Origin of the sequence: Sphingomonas sp. MM-1 (assembly GCF_000347675.2) — a bacterium.
GTDB lineage: Bacteria > Pseudomonadota > Alphaproteobacteria > Sphingomonadales > Sphingomonadaceae > Sphingomonas_E > Sphingomonas_E fennica.
The window spans coordinates 260,436-285,705 of the sequence record NC_020561.1 but is presented as its reverse complement, the minus strand read 5'-3'; the positions used below and the strand labels follow the sequence as shown (position 1 = coordinate 285,705).

At 66.2% G+C, this 25,270-nt stretch carries 25 protein-coding genes; 9 read left to right on the top strand and 16 right to left on the bottom strand.

All coding sequences use genetic code 11. The features are described from left to right. The first annotated feature begins 1 nt into the window (after window position 1). The 4 genes from gcvPA (at window position 2) to G432_RS01360 (ending at window position 4,229) form a co-directional block, all read left to right on the top strand. The gene (gene gcvPA, locus G432_RS01375) at window positions 2–1,369 is read left to right on the top strand and encodes an aminomethyl-transferring glycine dehydrogenase subunit GcvPA (RefSeq protein ID WP_015457015.1); all 1,368 of its coding nucleotides are present in this window, start codon (window positions 2–4) and stop codon (window positions 1,367–1,369) included. Then, window positions 1,366–2,931, top strand: a complete 1,566-nt coding sequence (gcvPB, locus tag G432_RS01370) for an aminomethyl-transferring glycine dehydrogenase subunit GcvPB (protein WP_015457014.1) — start codon at window positions 1,366–1,368, stop codon at window positions 2,929–2,931. Before gcvPA ends, gcvPB begins: the two co-directional genes overlap by 4 nt. A 331-nt stretch (window positions 2,932–3,262) precedes the next feature. Further along, window positions 3,263–3,700: a VOC family protein gene (locus G432_RS01365; protein WP_015457013.1), complete on the top strand. Its 438-nt coding sequence runs from the start codon at window positions 3,263–3,265 to the stop codon at window positions 3,698–3,700. 4 nt (window positions 3,701–3,704) lie between these two features. Further along, window positions 3,705–4,229 carry a GNAT family N-acetyltransferase gene (locus G432_RS01360; protein ID WP_015457012.1) on the top strand — a complete coding sequence of 175 codons (525 nt, stop codon included), beginning with the start codon at window positions 3,705–3,707 and terminating at the stop codon, window positions 4,227–4,229. On the opposite strand, the gene G432_RS01355 is transcribed toward G432_RS01360, so the two are convergent. From G432_RS01355 to G432_RS01290, 14 genes are all read right to left on the bottom strand, one after another. Next, on the bottom strand, window positions 4,226–5,581 hold the full coding sequence (locus G432_RS01355) for a PQQ-dependent sugar dehydrogenase (protein WP_015457011.1): 1,356 nt from the start codon (window positions 5,579–5,581) through the stop codon (window positions 4,226–4,228). The genes G432_RS01360 and G432_RS01355 overlap by 4 nt on opposite strands. Before the next feature lie 32 nt (window positions 5,582–5,613). After that, a complete protein-coding gene (locus G432_RS01350; RefSeq protein WP_041864750.1) occupies window positions 5,614–6,504 on the bottom strand; it encodes a hemolysin family protein in 891 nt (296 codons plus the stop codon). A gap of 106 nt (window positions 6,505–6,610) precedes the next feature. Next, a complete protein-coding gene (gene ybeY / locus G432_RS01345; RefSeq protein ID WP_015457009.1) occupies window positions 6,611–7,120 on the bottom strand; it encodes an rRNA maturation RNase YbeY in 510 nt (169 codons plus the stop codon). After that, window positions 7,117–8,118: a PhoH family protein gene (locus G432_RS01340; protein WP_015457008.1), complete on the bottom strand. Its 1,002-nt coding sequence runs from the start codon at window positions 8,116–8,118 to the stop codon at window positions 7,117–7,119. The genes ybeY and G432_RS01340 overlap by 4 nt, the downstream gene beginning before the upstream one ends. A gap of 160 nt (window positions 8,119–8,278) precedes the next feature. Beyond that, window positions 8,279–9,631 (bottom strand): cytochrome-c peroxidase, encoded by a 1,353-nt coding sequence (locus G432_RS01335; protein WP_015457007.1) that lies wholly within the window; start codon window positions 9,629–9,631, stop codon window positions 8,279–8,281. A 161-nt stretch (window positions 9,632–9,792) separates the two neighbouring features. Further along, window positions 9,793–11,121 (bottom strand): tRNA (N6-isopentenyl adenosine(37)-C2)-methylthiotransferase MiaB, encoded by a 1,329-nt coding sequence (gene miaB, locus G432_RS01330; RefSeq protein ID WP_015457006.1) that lies wholly within the window; start codon window positions 11,119–11,121, stop codon window positions 9,793–9,795. Then, complete coding sequence (locus tag G432_RS01325; RefSeq protein ID WP_015457005.1) at window positions 11,118–11,861, bottom strand: lysophospholipid acyltransferase family protein; 744 nt, start codon at window positions 11,859–11,861, stop codon at window positions 11,118–11,120. Before G432_RS01325 ends, miaB begins: the two co-directional genes overlap by 4 nt. Before the next feature lie 19 nt (window positions 11,862–11,880). Further along, the gene (locus G432_RS01320) at window positions 11,881–12,303 is read right to left on the bottom strand and encodes a Fur family transcriptional regulator (protein WP_015457004.1); all 423 of its coding nucleotides are present in this window, start codon (window positions 12,301–12,303) and stop codon (window positions 11,881–11,883) included. A gap of 232 nt (window positions 12,304–12,535) precedes the next feature. Further along, window positions 12,536–12,949, bottom strand: coding sequence for a MucR family transcriptional regulator (locus G432_RS01315; RefSeq protein WP_015457003.1), 414 nt, complete (start codon window positions 12,947–12,949; stop codon window positions 12,536–12,538). A gap of 113 nt (window positions 12,950–13,062) precedes the next feature. Next, entirely contained in the window at window positions 13,063–13,554 is a 492-nt protein-coding gene (gene rimI / locus G432_RS01310) for a ribosomal protein S18-alanine N-acetyltransferase (protein ID WP_015457002.1), read from the bottom strand. Then, the gene (gene tsaB, locus G432_RS01305) at window positions 13,551–14,168 is read right to left on the bottom strand and encodes a tRNA (adenosine(37)-N6)-threonylcarbamoyltransferase complex dimerization subunit type 1 TsaB (RefSeq protein ID WP_015457001.1); all 618 of its coding nucleotides are present in this window, start codon (window positions 14,166–14,168) and stop codon (window positions 13,551–13,553) included. Before tsaB ends, rimI begins: the two co-directional genes overlap by 4 nt. Window positions 14,169–14,172: 4 nt before the next feature. Continuing rightward, window positions 14,173–14,763, bottom strand: a complete 591-nt coding sequence (locus G432_RS01300; protein WP_015457000.1) for a malonic semialdehyde reductase — start codon at window positions 14,761–14,763, stop codon at window positions 14,173–14,175. A 37-nt stretch (window positions 14,764–14,800) separates the two neighbouring features. Then, complete coding sequence (locus G432_RS01295; RefSeq protein ID WP_015456999.1) at window positions 14,801–15,373, bottom strand: NifU family protein; 573 nt, start codon at window positions 15,371–15,373, stop codon at window positions 14,801–14,803. Between the two features lie 50 nt (window positions 15,374–15,423). Continuing rightward, window positions 15,424–16,737, bottom strand: a complete 1,314-nt coding sequence (locus tag G432_RS01290; RefSeq protein WP_015456998.1) for a M20/M25/M40 family metallo-hydrolase — start codon at window positions 16,735–16,737, stop codon at window positions 15,424–15,426. Window positions 16,738–17,002: 265 nt separating this feature from the next. Between G432_RS01290 and G432_RS01285 the strand changes: the two genes are divergently transcribed. From G432_RS01285 to G432_RS01275, 3 genes are all read left to right on the top strand, one after another. Continuing rightward, on the top strand, window positions 17,003–17,728 hold the full coding sequence (locus tag G432_RS01285) for an aspartyl/asparaginyl beta-hydroxylase domain-containing protein (protein WP_051128775.1): 726 nt from the start codon (window positions 17,003–17,005) through the stop codon (window positions 17,726–17,728). A gap of 212 nt (window positions 17,729–17,940) precedes the next feature. Then, the gene (locus tag G432_RS01280; protein WP_051128687.1) at window positions 17,941–19,302 is read left to right on the top strand and encodes a DEAD/DEAH box helicase; all 1,362 of its coding nucleotides are present in this window, start codon (window positions 17,941–17,943) and stop codon (window positions 19,300–19,302) included. A 109-nt stretch (window positions 19,303–19,411) separates the two neighbouring features. Further along, window positions 19,412–19,633, top strand: a complete 222-nt coding sequence (locus G432_RS01275) for a hypothetical protein (protein WP_015456995.1) — start codon at window positions 19,412–19,414, stop codon at window positions 19,631–19,633. 7 nt (window positions 19,634–19,640) lie between these two features. On the opposite strand, the gene G432_RS01270 is transcribed toward G432_RS01275, so the two are convergent. Continuing rightward, window positions 19,641–21,218, bottom strand: a complete 1,578-nt coding sequence (locus G432_RS01270) for a sensor domain-containing diguanylate cyclase (RefSeq protein WP_015456994.1) — start codon at window positions 21,216–21,218, stop codon at window positions 19,641–19,643. Window positions 21,219–21,306: 88 nt separating this feature from the next. Beyond that, entirely contained in the window at window positions 21,307–22,089 is a 783-nt protein-coding gene (lepB, locus tag G432_RS01265) for a signal peptidase I (protein WP_015456993.1), read from the bottom strand. Between the two features lie 200 nt (window positions 22,090–22,289). On the opposite strand from lepB, the gene pgi reads away from it, so the two are divergent. Continuing rightward, window positions 22,290–23,792, top strand: coding sequence for a glucose-6-phosphate isomerase (pgi, locus tag G432_RS01260; protein WP_015456992.1), 1,503 nt, complete (start codon window positions 22,290–22,292; stop codon window positions 23,790–23,792). 86 nt (window positions 23,793–23,878) lie between these two features. Continuing rightward, window positions 23,879–25,225 carry a glutathione-disulfide reductase gene (gor, locus tag G432_RS01255; protein WP_015456991.1) on the top strand — a complete coding sequence of 449 codons (1,347 nt, stop codon included), beginning with the start codon at window positions 23,879–23,881 and terminating at the stop codon, window positions 25,223–25,225. Window positions 25,226–25,270: the final 45 nt, after the last annotated feature.

Genomic DNA, 25,270 nt, shown 5'->3' with positions numbered 1-25,270 from the left:
CATGCGCTATCTACCCCTTTCCGATGCCGATCGGAGCGCGATGCTCCAGACCATCGGCGCGCAATCGATCGACGACCTGTTCGTCGACGTGCCGGAGGCCGCCCGGCTTTCCGGCCCCATCGCCGGCTTGCCGCTGCATGCACCCGAAATGGCGGTGGAACGCCAGCTCAAGGCGCTGGCCGATCGCAACCTTGCCGCCGGCGACAGCCCCTTCTTCCTGGGCTGCGGCGCCTACCGGCACCATGTGCCGGCAAGCGTGGACCATCTGATCCAGCGCGGCGAGTTCCTGACCGCCTACACGCCCTATCAGCCGGAAATCGCGCAGGGCACGCTGCAGGTGCTGTTCGAATTCCAGACGCAGGTCGCGCGCCTGCTGGGCTGCGACGTCGCCAATGCCTCCATGTATGACGGGTCGACCGCGTGCTGGGAGGCGATCGTGATGGCGCGGCGCATCACCAAGCGGGCCAAGGCGCTGATCTCGGCCGGGGTGCATCCGCATTATGTGTCGGTCTGCACGACGATAACGAAGTTCACCGGCGACGTGCTGGAAACCGCCATTCCCGAGCTGACCGACGGCGCGCCGGGCGACGATCTGGCCCGCCTGATCGCGGCGGTGGATCGCGATACGAGCTGCGTGGTCGTGCAGAATCCCAACATCCTGGGCCATGTCGCCGATCTTTCCGAGCTGGCGGCGCGTTGCCAGGAAATGGGCGCGCTGCTGATCGCGGTCGTGACCGAGCCGGTGGCGCTGGGCGCGATCCGCTCGCCGGGCGAGATGGGCGCGGACATCGTGGTGGGCGAGGGGCAGGCGCTGGGCGTCGGCCTGCAGTTCGGCGGGCCTTATGTCGGCCTGTTCGCCACGCGCGAGAAATATGTGCGCCAGATGCCGGGCCGGCTGTGCGGGGAGACGGTGGATGCCGAGGGCAAGCGCGGCTTCGTGCTGACCCTTTCGACGCGCGAGCAGCATATCCGCCGCGAAAAGGCGACGTCGAACATCTGCACCAATTCCGGCCTGTGTGCGCTGGCTTTCTCGATCCACCTGACCCTGCTGGGCGAGCGCGGCCTGCGTGACCTGGCGGTGCTGAACCACGCCAAGGCCGTGGCGGCTGCCGAAAGGCTGGCGAAGGTGCCGGGCGTGGACCTGGTGAACGGTGCCTTCTTCAACGAATTCACCCTGCGGCTTTCGCGCGAGGCCCGGCCCGTGGTCCGCGCGCTGGCGGATGACGGCATTCTCGGCGGCGTTTCGCTGGGGCGGCTCTATCCGGGCGTGGAAGCGCTGGAGAATGGGCTGGTGGTGGCCGTGACCGAAACCACCACCGAGGACGATGTCGACGAATTGGCCGATGCGCTGGAGGAGGCGCTGCGATGAGCATCAACCAGAGCGGATGGCGCCCGGAAATGGCTGGGGGCGAGGCGGCACCGGTCAAGACCTTCACCGGCAACAAGGGCCTGATGCTGGAAGAGGCGCTGATCTTCGAGATCGGCGACAGCGAGCGGACGGGCGTGGACCTGCCGGAAGCCCCCAAGGTCGCGAGCCGGCTCGGCGGGCTGGAGCGGACGGCCGCGATCGGCCTGCCCGGCCTTTCGGAACCGGAGGCGGTGCGCCATTATACCCGCCTCAGCCGCCAGAATTATGCGATCGACCTCGGCCTCTTCCCGCTGGGAAGCTGCACGATGAAGCATAATCCGCGCCTGAACGAGCGGATGGCGCGGCTGCCCGGCTTTGCCGACATCCACCCGCTCCAGCCGGTGGATTCGGTGCAGGGTGCGCTGGCGCTGATCCACCTCGTCGGCGAATGGCTGGTGAAGCTGACCGGCATGGCCGCCGTGGCGATGAGCCCCAAGGCCGGTGCCCATGGCGAGCTTTGCGGCTTGCTGGCGATCCGCTCGGCGCTGGAAGCGCGGGGCGACGCGCGCAAGGTGATCCTGGTGCCGGAAAGCGCCCATGGCACCAATCCGGCGACGGCGGCCTTCTGCGGCTATGCCGTGGAGAATATCCCGGCCACGGCGGCGGGGCGCGTGGATCTGGAGGCGCTGAAGGCGCGGCTGGGGCCGGACGTGGCGGCGGTGATGATCACCAACCCCAATACGTGCGGCCTGTTCGAGCCGGACATGAAGGCGATTTCCGACGCGGTGCATGCGGCGGGCGCGCTCGTCTATTGCGACGGTGCCAATTTCAACGCCATCGTCGGCCGGGTGCGGCCCGGCGACCTGGGCGTGGACGCCATGCACATCAACCTGCACAAGACCTTCTCCACCCCCCATGGCGGGGGCGGGCCCGGTTCCGGGCCGGTGGTGTTCTCCGAATCGCTGGCGCCCTATGCGCCGCTGCCTTTCGTGGAGAAGCAGGGCGATCATTATGCCCTGGTCGAGGAGGAGACGGCGGGCGAGCATCATGCCGGATCGTTCGGCCGCATGGTCGCCTTCCACGGCCAGATGGGCATGTTCGTCCGCGCGGCGGCCTATATGCTGAGCCACGGCGCGGACGGGCTGAAGCAGGTTTCGGAAGATGCCGTGCTGAACGCCAACTATATCCTGCGCTCGCTGGAAAGCGTGCTGGACGCGCCGTTCGCGGCGTCGGGCCCGTGCATGCACGAGGCGTTGTTCTCCGACGACAATCTGCCGGAGGGCTTTTCGACGCTGGATATCGCCAAGGGGCTGATCGACGAGGGTTTCCACCCGATGACGGTCTATTTCCCGCTGGTGATCCACGGAGCGATGCTGGTCGAGCCCACGGAGACCGAGAGCAAGGCCGCGCTGGACCAGTTCATCGGCGCGCTGCGCAGCGTCGGCGAACGGGCCAAGGCGGGCGATCCGGCGCTGAAATCCGCGCCGCATCTGGCCCCGCGCCGGCGGCTGGACGAGACGCTGGCCGCGCGCAAGCCGATACTTGTCTGGAAGGAACCGGCCGCCGCCCAGGCCGCCGAATAAGGGGCCACACTGCCGCCGCCGTTGGGCAGGTTAAGGGAACGGCGGCGGCAGGCCTGGAGCGATCCGGCCGATTGTTCGGGGGGATCGGCCGGAATGGCAGCCTGATGGCCGGCGGGGCTTCCAGGGCATCCCCGCAAGCCGATATTATGCCCCTGGGCGCTACTGTGCGGTGAAGCGGGGAGCCAAGCTGAAATTCGCAATTTATCGCGGGTTCTTTGGTCAATCGCGTCAAATAGCGCGATGATTAGCCGGGCGTTGCTTATAATATGCGAATCGTTTCTGGTGCATGTCTGTGCTTCGCAACGGCGTGAACTTATATTATGCTGGGTCGATGACCAGCCTTCGTCCTTTTCATATCGCCTTTCCCGTTCATGATCTTGAAGCCGCCCGCGCCTTTTACGGCGGGGTGCTGGGATGCCCGGAAGGGCGCAGCGCGCCGGAATGGGTGGATTTCGATCTTTTCGGCCATCAGATCGTCGCCCACCTCGATCCCGATATGCGGCCGGGCAACAGCCATGCCGGGGCAAGCAACGCGGTTGACGGGCATGATGTGCCCGTGCCGCATTTCGGGGTGGTGCTGACGATGGAGGACTGGAAGGCGCTGGCGGCGCGGGTGGAAGCGGCCGGCATTCCGTTCGGTATCGCGCCCCATATCCGCTTTGCCGGCCAGCCGGGGGAGCAGGCGACGATGTTCTTCCGCGATCCTTCCGGCAATGCGCTGGAGTTCAAGGCCTTCGCCGATCTCGGCCAGCTTTTCGCCAGGGCCTGATCCGTTGGAGACGCTGCACCCGCGCCTGCGGCCGTGGCGGGAGGGGGACCTGCCCGCCTTTCGCCTGATCCAAACCGATCCCGATATCGTGCATTGGCTGGCCGGCCCCTGGACCGACGAGCAGGTGGAGGCCGCCTTCGCCCGCATGCTCGGCGGCCTGCGGGAGCGCGGCTGGGGCATGTGGGCGATCGTGGACGATGAGGGCGTGCCCGTGGGCGCGGCGGGGCTGCAGCCCGTGCGCGAGGACCTTGCCTGCGCGCCTGCCATCGAGGTCGCCTGGCGGCTCCGTCGGGCGCATTGGGGGCGCGGCTACGTGACCGGGCCGATGCGGGCCGTGCTGGCGGATGCGGCGGAGCGCCTCCAGGGCGAGGAGGTCATCGCCATCACATCCGTGCCGAACATCCGATCGCAGGCGGTGATGGACCGGCTGGGGTTCCGCCGCGATCCCGCTGCCGATTTCAACCATCCGGCACTGGACGCGGCGCATCCGCTGCGCCGGCACGTGCTCTATCGGTTGAAGCGTTTTTAGTTTGCCGGTTCCGGCGCGGGCCCGGATGCAGCGGCGTCCGTGGCGCTGACCCGCCAGACGGCATTGCCGGCATCGTCGGCGACGAGCAGCGCGCCCGTGCGATCCGCGATCACGCCGACGGGGCGGCCGCGTGCGCGATCCTTGTCGTCAAGGAAGCCGGTGAGCACATCGATCGGCTTGCCCGCGGGCTTGCCGTTGGCGAAGGGGACGAAGATCACCTTATAGCCCGAGAAAGGCCGCCGGTTCCATGAACCGTGCTGGCCGATGAAGGCGCCGCTGGCGAAGCGCGAGCCGAGCTTCACGTCCTTGGCGAAGCTGAGGCCCAGCGAGGCCGTATGCGGCCCGAGCGCGTAATCCGGCCGGACCAGATATTGGCGCTGGTCTTCGTCCGGCTGCTCGACCCGATTGTCGATGTAGCCGTGCCAGTAATAATAGGGCCAGCCGTAGAAGCCGCCCAACTCGACATGCGTGAGATAGTCGGGCGCGAGATCGGAGCCCAGCATGTCGCGTTCGTTGACGACCGTCCACAACGCGCCCGTCGTCGGCTCCCACGCCATGCCGGTGGGATTGCGCAGGCCATAGGCATAGATGCGGTGCGCCTTGGTCTTGGGATCGACTTCCCAGATGGCGGCGCGGTCCTTTTCCACGTCCATGCCGTTATCGGCGATGTTGGTGGCCGATCCGACCGCTACATAGAGCTTCGAGCCGTCGGCATTGGCGACGACGTTGCGCGCCCAATGCCCCGGCGGATTGGCGGGAAGATCGACGATCTTCTCGGCGGGCGCATCGATCTTCATCTGGCCCGGCTTGAAGGGGAAGCGGACCAGGGCATCGGCGTTGCCGACGTAGAGGTGATCGCCGACCAGCGCCATGCCGAAGGGCGAGTTCAGCCCGGAAAGAAGCACGCTGCGCTGTTCGGCCACGCCGTCGCCATCGGCATCGCGCAGCAGGGTGATGCGGTTGGGGGAGGGGACGCCCGCCCCGGCCCGGCCCATGATGTAGCGCATGGCCCAGCCGCGCACGCCGCCGCCGTCGCGCGGCGGGCTGTTGCTTTCCGCCACCAGCACGTCGCCATTTGAAAGCGGCAGCAGCCAGCGCGGATGTTCGAGCCCGGTGGCGAAGGCGTTGACGCGCAGCCCTTGTGCCGCGACCGGCGTTTCCCCCGCTTTCCATCCGACAACGTCCGCCACCTTCACGGTCGGCAGCAGCCGCTTCTTCGGTTCGGCGATGGTGGGGTTCGCCCCCGTCACCGCATCGACGCTGAGATCGGCATGTTCGTTGTTGAGCATGCGCCAGCCGCCATAGGCGGCGCCGGCGAGGAGGACAGGGATCAGGATCGTGCGGATTTTCATGGGCCTAGTCTATGGCATTCGCCGTCGCCGCGCTACTCCTCCTCGGCCGGCAGGTCGCGCGGCGGATGCAGGCGGAGCCGGGAGACGCGCTTGGCGTCGCCATCGGTGATCTCGAGCTGCCAGCCGCTCTTGTGCGTCACGACCTCGCCGATCTGCGGCACATGGCCGGACAGGACCGAGGCCAGGCCGCCGATCGTGTCGATATCCTCGTCCACCTCGGCAAGGCGTGGATCGATGATCTCGGCCACGTCCTCCAGCTCCGCACGGGCATCGGCTTCCCAGATGCCGTCTTCCAGCGGCACGAGCAGCGCCTGCGTCTCCTCGTCATGCTCGTCATCGATCTCGCCGACGATCTCCTCGACGAGATCCTCGATCGTCACCAGCCCCTCGGTGCCGGAATATTCATCGAGCACGATGGCGAGGTGGGTGCGCGTGGCCCGCATCTCGGCAAGCAGATCGAGCACGCCCATCGATTCCGGCACATAGCGCGGCTGGCGGATCAAGCCTTCCAGCGTGGCCGGATGCGGCCCGCCCGATGCAAGGATGGTGAAGACATCCTTCACATGGACCATGCCGATCACCTCATCCAGGCTTTCGCGATAGACGGGCAGCCGGCTGTGGCCGGCATCGACGAGGGTGGCGACGAGATCGGCGAAGCTGATCGTTTCCGGCACGGCGATGATGTCCGCCCGCGGCACGCCGATATCGCCGGCGGTGCGCTCCCCGAAATGGAGGAGGTTGCGCAGCATCTGCCGTTCGATCGGGGAGAGATCGCCCTTGGTGGGGGCCTCCCCTTCATGCTCCTCTATCGCTTCCTCGATCTGGTCGCGAAGGGTCGGCTCGTTTTCCTCACCGAAGAGAAGGGCGCGCAGGCCCCGCCACAATCGGCCGCTACTGTCGCCGCTACTGGAATCGTCGGGCATGATATTGGTGTTTCAGTCCCCTTTGTCAGGAAGGACAGAATAGCCGTCCTATCCCGCCTGAGTCGAGACGCTATATCCCACCCGTCGATCGCGCCGGCCGGGCCGCTCAATCATCCTCGATCGCATAGGGATCGCCGATGCCGAGCGAGGCGAGGGCGGCGCGCTCGATCGCTTCCATCGCCTCCGCCTCGCCTTCGTCGATATGGTCGAAGCCAAGCAGGTGGAGCGTGCCGTGGACGACGAGATGGGTGGCGTGGGTGGCCGGCGCCACGCCCTTTTCCTCGGCTTCGCGCACGCAGACGCCATGGGCGAGGATGATGTCGCCCAGTAGCACCTCGCCATCGTCGCTGTTCGACAGCCCTTCCAGAAGATCGGGCTGGACCATGGGGAAGGACAGGACGTTGGTGGGCTTGTCCTTGCCACGATAGGTGGCGTTCAGCTCGCGCACCTCGTCATCCTCGGCATAGCGGACCGAGACCTCGATCGCGACGGAATCGTCCACCAGGGAGCCGTGCGGACTGTGACGGAAGGCGGCCAGCACCGCGCGCTCGGCCAGCGCCTCCCAATCCACGGCATCACCCCATGCCGGCTCGACCTGAACGGCGGTTTCGATCACGCTTCGTCATCCTTGCCCTCATAGGCTTCGACGATGCGGCCGACGATCGGATGGCGCACGACATCGCCGGCGCCGAAGCGCACCGTGGCGATGCCCTGCACGCCTTCGAGCCGCGCCACCGCATCGGCAAGGCCCGAATTGCCGGGCACCGGAAGATCGACCTGGCGGGGATCGCCGCAAATCACCATCCGGCTGTTCATGCCGAAGCGGGTGAGGAACATCTTCATCTGCGCCGGCGTGGTGTTCTGCGCCTCGTCGAGGATGATGAAGGCATCCGAAAGCGTGCGGCCGCGCATGAAGGCCAGCGGCGCGATCTCGATCTCCCCGCTGGCGATGCGGCGTTCCACCTGCTCGGCGGGGAGCATGTCGTAGAGCGCGTCATAGAGCGGGCGGAGATAGGGATCGACCTTCTCCTTCATGTCGCCGGGCAGGAAGCCGAGGCGTTCGCCGGCCTCCACCGCCGGGCGCGAAAGGATCAGCCGGTCTACCGAGCCGGCGATGAGCTGCTGCACGGCCTGCGCGACGGCGAGATAGGTCTTGCCCGTGCCGGCGGGGCCAAGGGCGAAGATGATATCCGACGTGCCCAGCGCCTCCATGTAGCGGATCTGGGTGGTGGAACGCGGGACGATGGTTTTCTTGCGCGTGCGGATCAGCACGGCGGGCGGCTGGCTGACGTCGGTGCGGATGATGCCGTCCAGCGTCGGTTCGGCCGACATGGCGATCACCGCGTCGACGGCGCCGGCATCGATGTCCTGCCCCTGGACGATGCGGTTGTAGAGGCCCGTCAGCACCTCGCGAGCGCGGGCGGCGGCCTGGGCCTCGCCCTCGATCTGCAGCCGATTGCCCCGGGCGGCGATATAGACGCCGAGCCGGTTTTCTATCGCTACGAGATTCTGGTCATATTCGCCGAACAGGCGGCCCAGCAGCTGGGGTTTGTCGAACAGGATTTCCAGGCGGGCGCGATCGCCGGCCTGCGCTTGTACGGGCTTACGCGACATAAATCTCCCTGTGCAGCCGCGCCGGCCAGGCGGGACTCGCGAATGCCAAGGTGGCGCTTTCCGGGCGGATCGGCAATGGGCCTGTTAAGACGATGCGCCGCTGCATCCCGACCGATGCAGCGGCGCATCACCTTTGCGACCCGCGAAACCCTCCGGGGGTTCAGAGGGTGTAAAGATAGGCGACCAGATCCTTCTTTTCTTCCGTCGTCAGCCTGGTCCCCAGCACGATGTTGAAGAATTCCACCGTATCGTCGAGCGTCATCAGCCGATCATCGTGGAGATAGGGCGGCGAATCCTTGATGCCGCGCAGGGTGAAGGTCTTGATCGGCCCGTCGGCCGAAGCGAGGCGGCCGTTGATCATCTTCGGCTTGAAGAAGCGTTCGACCTGGAGATTGTGCATCAGATTATCGGTGAAATAGGGGCCGCTATGGCAAACGGCGCACTTGCCCTTGCCATTGAACACCGCCTCGCCGCGCAGCTCGCTCTCCGTCGCCTTGGCGGGGATGAGCTTGCCGAACACGTCGAGCTTGGGCGCCGGCGGGAAATCCAGGATCGACTGGAATTCGCTCATGAAGTGGACCTGGCTGCCGCGTTCCAGCGGGTTCACGCCCTTCATGGCCGCCGTAACCTGATCGCCGTCGAAATAAGCGGCGCGCTGCTCGAACTCGGTGAAATCCTCGACCGTCTTGAGCGCGCGCTGCGAGCCGAAGAGGCGTTGGACATTGACGCCGCGCAGCGACGGGGTGTCGATGCGATGGCGATGCTCGTTCGGGCGGATGTCGCCCACGGTGTGGGTGGCGGCGTTGGTGTGGCCGTTGGTGTGGCAATCGAAGCAGGCGACGCCCTGATTGGCGGTCAGCGCGCGGCGATCTTCCGTCTGGTTGAACTGCTGTTGCGGGAAGGGCGTGACCAGCAGGCGCAGCCCTTCCAATTGCTTCGGGTTGAGCACGTCCTTGAAGATGCCGTAATAATTGGCCAGCGTTACCAGCTGGCCCTTCGATACGTCGCCAAGATCGGGCCGCGTCGTGAGGTAAATGGGTGCCGGAAATTCCGGCAGCATGTGCTGCGGCAGATCATAATCCAGATCGAAACGGGTCAGATCGCGCTGCGTCTGCCGCTTGGTCTCGTCGATCGTGGGCTGCGGGAAGATCATGCCGCCTGCTTCGTGGTGCGGGTGGGGCAGGGGATAGAAGCCCGCCGGCCACAGATCGCGGTCGCGTATCTCCTCCGGCGAAAGGCTCGCCAGCTGATCCCAGCTCACGCCCGCAGGCAGGCGGACGCGCACGCCGCCCTGGATCGCCTTGCCTTTCGACATGGTGACGCCAGGCGCCGGGCGATTGGAAAGATCGTAACGCGCGGCCAGCAGGTCCGACTGTCGCTTGGCGAAGGTCGGCTTTTCGCGCTGGAGCCTGTTGACGAGATCGGCGAAGCTTTCGTTGGTGGCAGCAATCATCAGCCCCGCCCCGGCAAGGAGCGCGGCCACCGAAAGAAGGCGCTTGGATTTCCGGCCCATGCGTGTCTCTCCCTGTTATAGACACGAGGTACTGGAACGGAAGAAATACTTAGTTCGATCACTTGTCAATGCGGACTCATCGATATCTCTAAATCACGAGATCGATCAATCCATGCCGAGACCGATGCTGCAGAGCGGAAGTTTTATCCGCTTGATTGCAATTAGGATGCAATAGCACCCGTGAGGCTGTTCGGCCCCGCGGCTATTATGTCGACATCGACGAGCGAGCCGATCGCGGGGCCATCTTCGACGATCACCGATTGCAGCCAGGGCGACTTGCCGATCCGCTGGCCGGATTTCTTGCCGTCACGCTCGATCAGCACCTGGGTCCGAATACCCAGCTTGGCCTGGTTGAAATCATGCTGCTGCTTGTTGAGCAGGGCCTGGAGCCGCTGCAGCCGATCGTCCATCACTTCCGCCGCGACCTGATCTCCCATCGTCGCGGCGGGCGTGCCGGGGCGGGGGGAATATTTGAAGGAGAAGGCCTGGGCATGCTCGACCCGTGCGACAAGCGCGAGCGTGGCCGCGAAATCCTCCTCCGTCTCACCGGGAAAGCCGACGATGAAATCACCCGAGATGGCGATGTCGGGCCGCGCCGCGCGCACACGATCGATCTGGCGCAGATAGCTTTCCACCGTATGGCTGCGGTTCATCGCCTTCAGGATGCGATCGCTGCCGGCCTGCACGGGCAGGTGAAGGAAGGGCATCAGCGACGCCACATCCTTATGCGCGTTCACAAGATCGTCTCGCATGTCATTGGGATGACTAGTGGTATAACGGATGCGGTCGAGGCCGGGCAGGCGATCCAGCGCGCGGATCAGCCCGCCGAGGCCCTGGACACGACCGGCCTCATCCTCGCCTTCCCAGGCGTTCACATTCTGGCCGAGCAGGGTGATCTCCCGCGCACCGGCATCGACCAGAGCCTTCGCCTCGTCGACCACGGCCTGCCACGGGCGGGATACCTCGCCGCCACGCGTATAAGGGACCACGCAATAGGTGCAGAACTTGTCGCAGCCCTCCTGCACGGTGAGGAAGGCCGTCGGCCCCTGCCTGCGCCGCGCGGGAAGGGCATCGAACTTGGATTCGGCGGGCATGTTCGTATCGACGGCGCGCGCGCCGTGGCCGCCCTTCTGCGCCTCGCGCACGAGATCGGGCAGGCGGTGATAGGCCTGGGGGCCGACGACGATATCGACGCTGGGCGCGCGGCGGGGAATTTCCGCGCCCTCGGCCTGGGCGACACAGCCGGCGACCGCGATCATCGGGCTGCTGCCGTCGTCACGACGCAGGCGGCCGATATCGGAATAGACCTTTTCTGCCGCCTTTTCACGGATATGGCAGGTGTTGAGGACGACGAGATCGGCCTCCTCCGCGCCGGTGACCGCGCTCAGCCCCTCGGCCTCGAGCAATTCGGCCATGCGCGCGCCGTCATAGACGTTCATCTGGCATCCGAACGACTTGACGTGGAAGGTCTTGGGGGCGGGCTTGTTCATGGCGCGGCGCTATAGACCAAGGCGCCGCTTTCCAAAAGCGCCGCCTGGATCGCGGCCTGTGCGGCCTGCGCCACGGCCTTCCGGCCCAGCCGGGGATCGATCGGATCGAGGAAGCGCAAGGTGACGCCAAGCGAACCCGCCGTGCCGAGGACGCGCCGGGCGTTGGTGCCTGCGGCCTCTCCATCCGTCCAGGCGAGCCGGGCGGCCGCCGGGCCGTAATCGATCGCCACGGGCTGCACCACGACATGGGGCGGCGCGCGATCGAGCGAGGCGAGCAAGGAAGCGCGGAAAGGCAGAAGCTCGCGGCCGTTCCCGGTCGTCCCTTCCGGAAACAGCGCCGCCGGCCTGCCGGTGGCAAGTGCCGCGCCGAGCGCATCGGCCTGTCCCTTCACCCCGGCGCGATCGGCGCGGCTGATGAAGATGGTGCCGCCTTCGCGCGCCAGCCAGCCGACGACCGGCCAGCCGGCGACATCATCCTTCGAAACGAAGGCCGCGCCGGTCGCCCCGCCCAGCGCCAGGATATCCAGCCAGGAGACGTGATTGGCGACGTAGAGCACATGATCGCGGACGGGCGTGCCGGCGATCCGGGTCCTTAGCCCGAAGGATCGGCCCGCCAGCCACAGGAAGCGCCGGACCCAGGGCGAGGGATGGCCAACGATACGATGCACCGCATGGCCGGGCAGGCTGAGGATAAGGCTCCCAGCCGCAAGGGCGAGGCGGCGCTGCAGCCGGAACATCATGCGCGGCGGGCGGATGCCGTCAGTGCGGACGATCCAGCGATACGCCGTAAAGTTCCATCCGGTGATCGACCAGCCGGAAGCCGAGCTTGGTTGCGATCTTGCGCTGAAGCTCCTCCAACTCCGGATCGACGAATTCGATCACCTTGCCGGTTTCGACATCGATCAAGTGATCGTGATGGGTTTCGGCCGCGGCCTCGTAGCGCGCGCGCCCGTCGCCGAAATCGTGCCGTTCGAGAATGCCGGCTTCCTCGAACAGGCGCACCGTCCGATAAACGGTGGCGATCGAAATGCCGGGATCGATCGCCGAAGCGCGCGCGTGCAGCGCCTCGACATCGGGATGATCCTCCGCCTCGGAAAGAACGCGCGCGATCACGCGGCGCTGCTCGGTGATGCGAAGCCCTTTTTCGGCGCAGAGCGCTTCAACATCGATCTTCCGCGTCATGATTCCTCTTGGACACTGCATATCGCCGCGCGGGCGATGATGGGCGGGCCGGGCATATCGCCGCGCGCCGAATGTCCGGCGCGGGACGAAACCGATCGGCCCTCGTAAAGCATATCCGCTCTAGACATTTTTGGCGCGAGGGGGAAGGGCGGGCAACACCCTTCGGCACCAACAAAAAGGCCGGAGGAGGCTTGTCGCCCGCTCCGGCCCCTTGCCATGCGGATCGCCGGGATCAGCGCTTGCGGCGCTTGGTGCCCAGACCGATCTTCTTCGCCAGGGTGCGGCGCTGTTCGGCATAATTGGGGGCGACCATCGGATAGTCGGCCGGGAGGTTCCACTTGGCGCGATACTGTTCCGGCGTCATCTGATAGTGGGTCATCAGGTGGCGCTTCAGCATCTTCAGCTTCTTGCCGTCCTCGAGGCAGACGATGTAGTCGGGCTTCACCGATGCGCGCACCGAAACCGCCGGTTCCTGCTTCACTTCGGGTTCGGCCGCTTCACCGCCAAGATTGGCCAGCGCATTGTGGACGTTCTGGATGAGCGCCGGAAGATCCGACACCGCAACGCTGTTGTTGCTCACATGTGCGGACACGATATCGGCGGTGAGCGTGATGAGGGTCTCGGTGAGACCGGCGTCTTCGTTCATTTCGCGAACCCTTGGCAATGATTATTCGGCCGATCCGTTCGTGCCGGCCATGGGATCGCATTGAATTGCCTGAAACGGAAATGCAACTCGTTTTCGACGAAATTCCTTTGTAATCAATCTCGCCGTAATGATCGCGTCAGGCTGAACGCGTCGAATAGGCTGCCGTCTGCGCCGCGATAATAATCAGCACGCCTTCCTACCTCTGAAAATCCGTTGCGTTCGTAGAGAGAAATTGCGGGATTGCCCTGGCGGACTTCAAGGTGAAGATGGTTCACTCCGCGATGGCGCGCATTTTCCATCGTGGCGTCAAGCAGTGCCTGGCCGATACCTCGGCGGCGGAAGCGGGGCGAGACGCCGAGCAGCAGCAGTTCCGCCTCGTCCAATATGACGCGGGACAGCGCAAAGCCGACGGCATCCTCGCCGATCGAAGCGATCGTCAGCCAGACGCCGGGAAGCCCGAGGATGCCCAGGCATTGCTGGGCGTTCCATGCCTCGCCGAACTGCTTGTCGAAGGCCGCGTCCATGACGGTCATGACCGCGGCGATGTCCTGCGCGCCGCCCTCGCGGAGCAGCACGCCCCCGGCCCTGGTGGACAGGCCCGTCAATCCGGCGGCCGCGCATCGGGGGCGCGGACATAGATGGGGTGGGGCGGCAAGGCGACCAGCTCGTCCTGCAGGCGGGCGATGTTCGCGGCATTCGCCTCGACGTCGCGCGCCTCGCCCGATCCCCGGGCTGAAACGAGCGCATCCGCGCCACCCCCGACCACCAGCGCCTCGCCGATCCGGGCCGCAGCCTCCGGCCGGGCCGAAAAGACGGGCTCGATCGGTTGCAGGGGGGCGGTGCGGAAACGCTGGACGAATAATTCGCCATGCCCGCCGCCGATGGCGACGGCCAGCGTTGCGGGCGGATCGGCAACGGCCGCGGCGATGAGGGAAAGCGAGGAGAAGCCCGACACCGGCACGCCCCAGCCGAGGCCGAGCGCGCGGGCGGCGGCCAGGCCCACCCGGATGCCGGTGAAGCTGCCGGGACCGCAATCGACGCGAATCACATCCGCACGGCCCGCTCCGGGAAGCTCGGCGATCATCGGGATCAGCCGTTCAGCATGGCCGCGCCCCACCGTTTCGTGAAGCGCGGCGATGACGACGCCATCCTCGATCAGCGCGACCGAGCAGGCGGCCGTCGCGGTCTCGATCACCAATTCCCTGCCGGGCCGTGCCATCGAATCAGACGATCTTGTTGAAATCCTTGAAATCAGGGCGCGGCGATCGATCGAAGATCGTCGCGGGATCGCCATAGCCCAGCGTGGAGATGAAGTTGGACTTCACCTTGGTGCCGGCGAAGAACGCGGCGTCCACGGCGGCATTGTCGAAACCGGACATCGGGCCGGTATCCAGCCCCAGCGCGCGCGCCGCCATGATGAAATAGCCGCCCTGGAGCGAGGAGTTGCGGAAGGCGGAAGCCTCGATCAGGGCGTCATTGCCGGCGAACCAGCTACGCGCATCGGCGTGCGGGAAAAGCCGGGGGAGATGTTCGTAAAATTCCATGTCCATGCCGATGATCGCGGTGACGGGCGCGCTCTGGATTTTCGGGCCGTTGGTGCCGCTGGCCAGCGCGGCAAGCTTGTCCTTCGATTCCTGGCTGACGCACCAGACGATGCGGGCGGGAAGCATGTTGGCCGAGGTCGGCCCCCATTTCACCAGATCCCAGATGGCGTGAAGCTGATCTTCGCTGACGGGACGATCCAGATAGCCATTGTAGGAACGCGCCTTGCGAAAGAGGAGGTCGAGGCCCTCCTCCGAAAGCTTCTCAGCCATATGAACCCCTTTGAATGTTGAACATGGACGCGGAAAATCAGGCGGCGCGGACTTCGGTCACTTCCGGCACATAATGCTTCAGCAGCGTTTCGATGCCCTGTTTGAGCGTGGCCGTCGAGGACGGGCAGCCGGAACAGGCGCCGTGCATGGCGAGATAGACCACGCCGCGATCGAAGCCGCGATAGGCGATGTCGCCGCCGTCGCGCGCAACGGCGGGGCGGACGCGCGTATCGATCAGATCCTTGATCTGGGCGACGATATCGGCGTCCTCCGGGTTTTCGGCGAAGCTTTCGTCCGCCGGCACGAGGATTTCGGCGGCGGAGCCGGGCGCGAACAGCGGCGATCCGCTGGAGAAGTGATCGAGCAGGACGGAAAGCACCTGCGGCTTGAGATCGCGCCAGTCGACGCCGGGCGCCGCCGTGACGGACACGAAATCGCGGCCGAAGAAGACGCCGGTGACATCGCCGAGGCTGAACAGCGCGGACGCCAGCGGCGACGCCGCGGCTTCGTCCGCATCGGCGAAATCGCGGGTGCCCGCTGTCATCACCGCCTGTCCGGGCAGGAACTTGAGCGTGGCGGGATTCGGCGTCGTTTCGGTTTCGATCAGCATGGTTCGCATTTGGGGCGGATGGCGCCGCCGATCAAGGGCGAAAGGCGGCTTTACTTGCGCGGTTCGCGGCTGAGCCGGGACATCAATATCGCCGCGCGCTGCGCCTGGGTGGAAATGCTGGGCAGATCGACGGTTTCGCCCGGCGCATGATCGCCAGTGCTGTAGGGGCCGAGGCCCGCCAGCCCATCGACATCGCCGGCGACGAAGGAGATGTCCCCCGCGCCGCGCTTGAGCGGATCGAGCTCCGGCATTTCCGGCAGGCCGAGATCGCGGTTGACGCCGTTGAGGCTCGCCAGCACGGCGCGGTTGCCGGCGGTGGGGGCCATCGAGGGGTAACCTTCCTCGAACTCGATCTTCGCATCCGTGCCCGGGGCATGCCGCGCGACGATCGCCTCCATCTTCTGGCGGACACGGAGCGTCTGGTCGTTGGTCAGGGTGCGGAAATCGCCCCTGGCGATGGCGATGGCCGGGATGATGTTGGTCTTGCCCGATGCGCTGGCCCGCGCGCCATCCGCTTCGATCGAGGCATTGGCCCCGGCCGCGATCAGGCCCACATTGAAGGTGAGGTTGGGTTCGGGCAGCTCCTGGCGGAAGGCGGTGACGATCCGGGCCAGCTCATTGGCGGCGCCATCGCCATATTGGGGCGTGAAGATCAGGCTGGAATGGCCGGTCCTGCCGGTGGCGGTGATCGTCCAGCTATAGGAGGAGCGGCGCGCGATAGAGCCCATGTCGCGCCCGCCGTCGCGCACCAGCCCTTCGAAATCGAGCGCCACGTCGGCGCGCTTGCCCGCTTCGACGAGGGCGGCGCGCGCCGTTTCCACGGGGCTGCCGGCATCTTCCTCGTCGCCGGTAAGGACGATCTCGATATCGGCGGCCTTGAGCGTGCCGGCCGCCTGCATCGCCCGGAGCGCGGCGAGCATCACCACCATGCCGCCCTTGTCGTCCCCCGCGCCGGGGCCTTCGGCCTTGTCGCCCTTGCGGACGAACGTCTGGAATGGGGAATGCTGTTCGAAAACCGTATCGAGATGGCCGATGAGGAGGAGGCGCTTGCCCTTGCCGTCTCCCTTGTGGGTGGCGACGATATGGCCCGCGCGACCGACAGCCGCCATCGGCACCCACCGGACGTCGAAGCCCAGCGGCTCAAGCTCGGCCCGCATCATCTGCCCGACCTTTTCGACGCCGGCGAGGTTCATGGTGCCGGAGTTGACGTTCACCAGCCGTTCCAGAAGCGCGATCGACCGGTCCTGTTCCGAACGGACCGTCTCCACCATCCTCGATTCCGCCGGCGAGAGCCGCGCCTGCGCCGCGTGCGGCAGCATGGCGGACACCAGAAGCGACACGTAAATCAAGGAATTGGAAGGCATCTGCGATTCCCCCGGATAGGATCGTCCAGACATACAGCGACAGGCGCGGCGAGCAAATGGAGAGGCAGGACGGGCTGGCGAAGGGCGGCGATCGCGGCTAACCAAGCGATGGGCGAGGGGCAATATTTCACAACCGTCGAGGGCATTTGTGAATTCGATCAGCAACGGGAAAGAGCAAGCGGCAACCGGCCGGGCCGACATTCCCGACGATATCAATGCGCGCCTGGCGCCCAGTTCGGCGCTGGTTCCCAAGAAACCCCTTATCATGCGCTTCGGCAAGCGCATGCAGCCGATCACCAACCGCTGGATCGCGCGATCCTCGAAGATCGGCGACAGGCCGGTTTTCGATCGCAGCGAGTTCGCCTGGGTCGAGATGCTGGAGGCGCATTGGGAGGAAATCCGGGCGGAGGCCGCAGCCGCGCTTCAGGACCTCGAGGAGGTGCCGCCGCTGGCTTCGGTTTCACCCGATCACCGCCGCATCGCCCCCGCCGGGCGCTGGCGATCCTTCTTCCTGATCGGCTACGGCTATCGCGAGGAGAATAATTGCCGGGCCTGCCCGCGCACGACCGAGCTGGTGTCGAAGGTGCCGGGGCTGAATTCGGCCTTCTTCTCGATCCTCGTGCCCAACACCCGCATTCCCACCCATACCGGGGTGACCAAGGCTTTCCTTACCTGCCACCTCGGCATCCAGGTGCCGCGCGAGAAGGACAAGTGCCGGATGCGCGTGGTGGACCAGTGGCTCAGCTGGGAGGAAGGCAAGGCTTTGGTGTTCGACGACGTGTTCGAACATGAGGTGCAGAACGATACGGATGAGACGCGCATCGTCCTGCTGGTGCAGTTCCGCCGGCCGGTGGGGGTGATCGGCAAGATCGTGGGCGGGCTGTTCCTGGAAGGGGTGCGGCGATCGCGCTTCGTGCAGGAGGCCCGGCGCGGCATCACCCAATGGTCCGAACAAAGGCGCGCCGGGGCGAAGCAGGCGGGGGCGGAGTAAGGGGCGCCTGCGCCCCGCGCTTGCTTTAAGCCGCCAGCTGCCTTATGTGGCACGCAGCGTCGGCAGGCGGCAAGCCCGCATGCCCGGATCGGAGCAGCGTGATCTCCTGCCGCTTCCAAATGGCAGGCCGGTTCCTTCCCTCGAGACGCCCTAGCCTGAGGCTTCCCTTTTCACGCGGGTCGTCATCCGAACCCGCTTGCCGTCCGCACGCCATGAAGCGTCGTGGGCGCTGGCCGCATTCGAAAGTTATATACTTGACCCAGTTCACCGATCTTGGCCTTCCCGAGCCGATCCTGAAGGCGCTCGCCGCCAAGAATTACTCCAATCCCACGCCGATCCAGCTGAAGGCGATCCCGCCGCTGCTGGACGGGCGCGACCTGTGCGGCATCGCCCAGACCGGCACCGGCAAGACCGCCGCGTTCGCCCTGCCGTCGCTCGCCATCCTTGCCAGCAACCCCAAGCACCGCCCGCCGCAGGGCTGCCGGATGCTGGTGCTTTCGCCGACCCGCGAGCTGGCGAGCCAGATCGCCGACAGCTTCGTCGCCTATGGCAAGTTCCTGCGCCTTTCGGTGGCGACCGTGTTCGGCGGCGTGCCGATCAACCGGCAGATCCGCCAGCTTCAGGCGGGCGTCGACATCCTCGTCGCCACGCCGGGCCGGCTGCTCGACCTGATCGACCAGCGCGCGCTGAGCCTGAAGAATGTCGAGATCTTCGTGCTCGACGAGGCCGATCAGATGCTGGACCTGGGCTTCATCCACGCGCTGAAGCGCATCGACCAGCTCCTGCCCAAGAAGCGCCAGAGCCTGTTCTTCTCCGCTACCATGCCCAAGGCGATCGCCGAGCTGGGCGATCGTTTCCTGAGCGATCCGGTGAAGGTTTCGGTGGCGCCGCAATCGACCACCGCCGAGCGGGTCGAGCAGTTTGCCACCTTCGTCAACCAGGCGGAGAAGCAGGCGCTGCTTACCCTGCGCATCCGCAGCGAGCCGATCGATCGCGCGCTGGTCTTCACCCGCACCAAGCATGGCGCGGACCGGGTGGTGAAGCATCTGAAGGCCGCCGGCATCGGCTGCGAGGCGATCCACGGCAATAAGAGCCAGCCCCAGCGCGAACGTGCGCTGGGCGCCTTCCGCAAGGGCGAGATCAAGATCCTGGTGGCGACGGATATCGCCGCGCGCGGCATCGACGTCGGCGGCGTGAGCCACGTCTTCAACTTCGAGCTGCCGAACGTGCCGGAACAATATGTCCACCGCATCGGCCGCACCGCGCGCGCCGGCGCGGCGGGCATCGCCATCGCCTTCATCGCCGACGACGAGCGGCCCTATCAGCGGGCCATCGAGAAGCTGACGCGGGTGAAGATGGAAATCCAGCCGCTGCCGGAAAACTTCATCGCCGAGAAGGCGAAGCTGCCCAAGCCGGCGGCGTCGCAGCCTTCCGACGGGCGGGGCGATCGCCAGCCGCGCCGTCATGACGGCGAGCGCCCGGCCACCGGCGAGCGGCAGCGCCGCTTCCCGCCGCGCCGTTCGGGCAGCGTCGGCCGCCATGCCGGCGCCGTCCGCAAGACGGGCGGGCGCTGAGGGCCGCTGCACGCGCCATTGGGCTGCTAACCGACGGAAGGGGCTTGCGATCCTGTAGCGCAGGCCCCACTTTCCGCGATGGGCGGCTGATTGGGCGAAGGAGGGTTTCGTGGCAATCAGTGACGAAGTTCTGCACGCAGCCGCCGCCGCCCTGAGCGATGCCGCCCGCGGCGAGAATATCTACCTGCCGGCGGCCAAGGCGCGCCGCATCGTGGAACCCGCGCTGGAGGCCGCGATCGAGATCGTCCGGCGGCGCAGCGCCAATCCCCGGATAGAACGCACCCGCGCCATGATCCGCGAGGCGATCGAAAGCCAGCGCCCCGGGCTTTGAGCCCGCGTCAGTGCGGTCTTGCGGACGGGATTTCCAGAAGCGGATCGAGGACGACATAGTTCCGGCCCATCCGCTTCGCTTCGTAGAGCGCCTTGTCCGCACGGCCGATGGCCTTTTCCAGATCGCTTTCGCCTTGGGCGACGACCGTCACGCCGATGCTGGCGGACAGGCGCGGCCCGTCGCTGATCAGCGGATCGACGATGATCCCGGCGATCGCCTGCCGCAGGCGCCCGGCGGCGGCGAGGGCGGCCTCCGCATCGCAGCCGGGCAGCAATATGCCGAATTCCTCGCCGCCGAGGCGGCCGATGATGTCGTCGTCCCGCAGATGCTCCAGACACAATGCCGCGAAGGCCCGGAGGGCGCAGTCGCCCATCTGATGCCCCCAGCCATCGTTGATCCGCTTGAAATGGTCGAGATCGACCATCAGCAGCGCAAGGGGAACGCCCGTCTGTTCGGCGGCGGCAATCGCCGCGCGCGCGGTAGCGAGGAAGCTGTGGCGGTTGGGCAGGCCGGTCAGCGTATCGGTGGAGGCCAGCCATTCCAGGCTTAGCTCCACGGCCTTGCGATCGGAAATGTCGATGATGCCCGCCATGATCCGGCGGCCGTGCGGGGTGGATACCGCATTGGCCTTCACGATCACCGTGCGCAGCGATCCATCCGCCGTCCTGATCTGCATTTCGGTATCACCGAACTTGTCGTCCCGGTCGATCATCGCCAGCAGGCGCTGGCGATCCCCGGGCGTGACGTAGAAGGGCTCGAGCGTTCCGGGGCCGGCCATGGGATCGGTGCCCAGAAGCTCGCGATAGCTGTCGTTGGCATCCACCACCTTGCCGGTTTCCCGATCGGTGATGACCATCGGGATTGGGCTGGCCGCGAACATGCGGGCAAGCGTCTCGCGGCTGAGATCGAGCTCCGCGGCGATGCGCCGTTCCGAACGCATGGCGATCCATTGCAGCCGTTCCAGCCGGTTGGATCGCGATATGACGATGATGAGCGCGCTGTTGAGCATCAACAGGGCCAGCGCGAGGCCGCCCGCCGTGGTGGGAGAGGCGCGATATTCGCCATAGCCCAGATACATCAGCAGGCTGCAGGCGATGCCGCAGGCCGCGACGGCCCAGAAGCGGCCGGGCACGACGAGATAGTAGATGAGCGGCAGCATGATGACGACGAACAGCGCGATCCGGCTGTGCGAAGTGACAAGCAGCATCACCGCCAGCGCGTTCACCACCATCCAGGCGACCATGACCAGCGTGGCCCCGCGCGGCGTGGAAACCCGGCGCAACGCGAGGAAGCAGGCGAGGGCGAGCAGGATGGTGACGAGCCTCGCCGGCACCGCCACCCAGAAATGCGCGGTGCCGTGGAAGCGCCAGTCGCTGGCCAGGAACAGGGTGTTGAGCACCATGGAGCCCAGCATCAGCAGCCGGGCATAGCGCAGCGTTTCGGGCAGCCGTTCCTGCGCGAAATCCATTTCGAGCGCCGTATCCGCAAACTCGCCGCTGACGCGCCGAAGGGCATCGGCATGGCCGATCATGCCCGTCTTGGCTGCGCCGGTTTCGTCCACTTCCCTTTGTTCCTCGCCAGCCATGGCGACGGAATACTCCCTTTGGATTCCGCCTACGCTAACCCGGCGAGGTTAGCGCCTGCTTAACCGCAAGGGCCGGGCCGCCATCCTTTCAGAAGCCTCCGCCGAGGCGGGACCAGCGCACGGCGCCCGGCCATGTCCACGGCTTCAGCCATTCGGCGCTGCCATCCGTGGAGAAAAACATCACCAGCGCCCGGCCGACGATATTTTCGCTGGGAACCATGCCGATCGCGCCATCCACCTGCGCGGGATAGCGGCTGTCCGCCGAACGATCGCGATTGTCGCCCATCAGGAAATAATGGCCCTGTGGCACGACGTAGGTGGGCGTATCGTCCGCAAAGGGCACGTTGCCGAGATCGAGCACGTCATAGCTGCGGCCGTTGGGCAGCGTTTCGCGATAGCGCTGGTAGCGGCAGATGCGATTGCCGTCGGCCGCCGTTTCCTCGACGATGTTGAGGCCCGGTTCGGGGCGGCAGGGGCTGTTGGGCGTGACCGGATCGATGAAGTCGGCGACGCGGACCCGCGGCACCGGCGTGCCGTTCAGGATGATCTGCCCGCCCCTGATCTGGATGATGTCGCCCGGCAGGCCGATCACACGCTTGATATAATCGGTGCTGTTGTCCGACGGCGTCTTGAAGACGACCACGTCGCCGCGATCGGGCGCGCCGGACGGGATACGCCCGTCGATCGGCGCCAGGCCGAACGGGAAGCTGTAGCGCGAATAGCCGTAGGGCCATTTGGCGACGAACAGATAGTCGCCCACCAGCAACCTGGGCAGCATCGATTCCGATGGAATGTTGAACGGCGCCACCACCAGGCTTCGCAACAGTACAGCCAGGATCAGCAGGGTGAGGAGAAAACGGATATTCTCCATGATCCCGCCCGGCGACTTTTGCTTGGATGCTCGGGGGCTGGAGTCGGAAGCGCTGTCTGGCATGTCGCGGGTGTGCTGCGCGGCAGGCTTCCGGTCAAGCGGTCAATCTCGCCGTCGATCGGCGGCCGTGGGCGCCGAAAGCGGTGGCGGCGCGGTGCCGCAGCCTGTATCGATCCGGCGCTCGCAAGGAGATGATCCCTATGGTCGATACGGTAAAGGCGTGGCAGGCAATTCAGGAAGCGGCGCGGCCCAGCCTGACGGAGCTGTTCCAGGCCGAGCCCGATCGCCTTTCGCGGCTGACGATCGATGAAGGCGGCCTGCATTTCGATTTTTCCAAGACGCATCTCGATGCCGGGCTGATCGATCGCTTCGTCGCGCTGGCGGATGCCGCCGGCTTCGCCAAGGCCCGCGAGGCGCTGTTCAGCGGCGCGGCCGTCAACGTCACCGAGGGACGGGCGGCGGAGCATCCGGCCGAACGGGGGCAGGGCGCCCCGGAAAGCGTGGCCCGCGCCCGGCATTTCCACGCCCGGATGCGGGCGCTGATCGATGCGATCGAGGCGGACGCGCTGGGACCGATCCGGCATGTGCTGCACATCGGCATCGGCGGATCGGCGCTGGGGCCGGACCTGCTGGTCGATGCGCTGGGCCGGGATTCGGGGCGCTATGACGTCGCCATCGTATCCAATGTCGACGGAGCGGCGCTGGAAGCCGTGTTCCGCCGCTTCGATCCGGCGGCGACGCTGGTGGTGATCGCCTCCAAGACCTTCACGACCACCGAGACGATGCTGAACGCGGCCAGCGCGCTGGCCTGGCTGGCGGAAGCGGGCGTGGAGGACCCCTATGGCCAGGTTGTGGCGCTGACCGCCGCGCCCGAGCGCGCGGTGGAATGGGGCGTGGACGAGACACGCGTGCTGCCCTTCGCCGAAAGCGTCGGCGGGCGCTATTCGCTCTGGTCCTCGATCGGCTTTCCGGCGGCGCTGGCCCTCGGCTGGGATGCGTTCGAGACGCTGCTGGAAGGCGCCGCCGCCATGGACCGGCACTTCCGCCTGGCCCCGCCGGAGCGCAATGCGCCGCTGCTGGCCGCATTCGTGGACCTTTATTACGCCGCCGTCCGGCAGGCGGAGACGCGGGCCGTGTTCGCTTATGACGAGCGGCTGCGGCTGCTGCCGTCCTACCTCCAGCAGCTGGAAATGGAATCGAACGGCAAGCGGGTCCGCGCCGACGGCAAGCCGGTGGATCATCCCACCGCGCCGATCACCTGGGGCGGCGTGGGCACCGACGCCCAGCACGCGGTGTTCCAGCTTCTCCATCAGGGCACGCATCTGGTGCCGGTGGAATTCATCGCCTCGATCGAGCCGGGGGATGCGCTGGACGAGGCCCATCACCGCGCGCTGCTGACCAACGCCTTCGCGCAAGGGGCCGCGCTGATGGCGGGCAAGGCGAGCGAGGATCCCGCCCGCGCCTATCCGGGCGACCGGCCGTCCACCACCATATTGCTCGACAGCGTCGATCCCGCCCGGCTTGGCGCGCTGATCGCCTTCTACGAGCATCGTGTGTTCGCCAACGCGGCCCTGCTGGGCATCAACCCCTTCGACCAGTTCGGCGTGGAGCTGGGCAAGGAGATCGCCAAATCGATCGAAACCGAAGGGACCGACCGTTTCGATCCTTCGACCCGGGCGCTGATCGCCCGCGCATTCGGCTAAGGCGATCAGAGCGATAGGGACAAGCCGTTGGCCTTCGGGCCGGCGGCTGCCTATCTCCTGTCGGAAAGCGATCCTGCGGAGCATATATGGCCAGTTACGATTATGACCTTTTCGTCATCGGCGCCGGTTCGGGCGGCGTGCGGGCTTCGCGCGTGGCGGCGGCGCACGGCGCCAGGGTGGCGGTGGCGGAGGAATATCGGGTCGGCGGCACCTGCGTGATCCGCGGATGCGTGCCCAAGAAGCTGCTCGTCTACGGCGCGCATTTCGCCGAGGACCTCCAGGACGCCCGGCGTTTCGGCTGGGAGGTGCCCGATTGCCGGTTCGACTGGCCGACCTTGCGCGATAACGTGCTTTCCGAAGTCGACCGGCTGAACGGCCTCTACGAAAACACGCTGAACAACAATAATGTCGAGATCGTCCGCGAGCGAGCGACCGTGGCCGGCCCCCACGAGGTGCTGCTGGCATCCGGCCGCACGGTGACGGCGGACAAGATACTGATCGCCACGGGCGCATGGCCCACCATTCCCGATTGTCCCGGCGCGGAACTGGGCATCACCTCCAACGAGGTCTTCCACCTGGAAGCGCTGCCCCGCCGCATCGTGATCGCGGGCGCGGGCTATATCGCCAACGAATTCGCCGGCATCTTCCACGAATTCGGATCGCAGGTGACGCTGATCAACCGTTCGGACCAGATCCTGCGTGGCTATGACGAGCAGATCCGCGATCGCCTGCTTCAGATATCGATGGCGAAGGGGATCGAGTTCCGGTTCAACGCCGCGTTCCAGAAGGTGGAGAAGGCGGCGGATGGATCATTGCTGGTGCATGTCACCGGTTGCGATCCCATCCCGTGCGACGTGCTGCTCTATGCCATAGGCCGGACGCCCCATACCAGCGGGCTCGGCCTGGAGAATGCCGGCGTCGAGCTGAACGAGCGCGGCGCGGTGAAGGTGGACGAGCATAGCCGCTCCTCCTGCGACAGCATCTTCGCCGTCGGCGACGTCACCGATCGGGTGCAGCTCACCCCCGTGGCGATCCGCGAAGGGCAGGCCTTCGCCGACACCCAGTTCGGCGGCAAGCCGACCACGGTGGACTATGGGTGCATTCCATCAGCCGTGTTCAGCCACCCGCCGCTGGCCGGCGTCGGCCTCACCGAGGCGCAGGCGCGCAACAAGTTCGGCAATGCCAAGATCTACACGTCGGATTTCCGGCCGATGAAGAATGTGCTGGCCAACCGCAACGAACGCGCGCTCTACAAGATGATCGTGCACCCCGAAAACGGGAAGGTGCTGGGCCTCCACATGATCGGGCCGGATGCGCCGGAGATATTGCAGGCGGCCGCCGTGGCGGTGAAGGCGGGGCTGACCAAGCAGGCGTTCGACGAAACTGTGGCCCTTCATCCTTCTATGTCCGAAGAACTGGTGCTTATGAAATAGGCGTTCCCCGGACGGGCATCTACCCCGGTGGGACGATCTGGAACG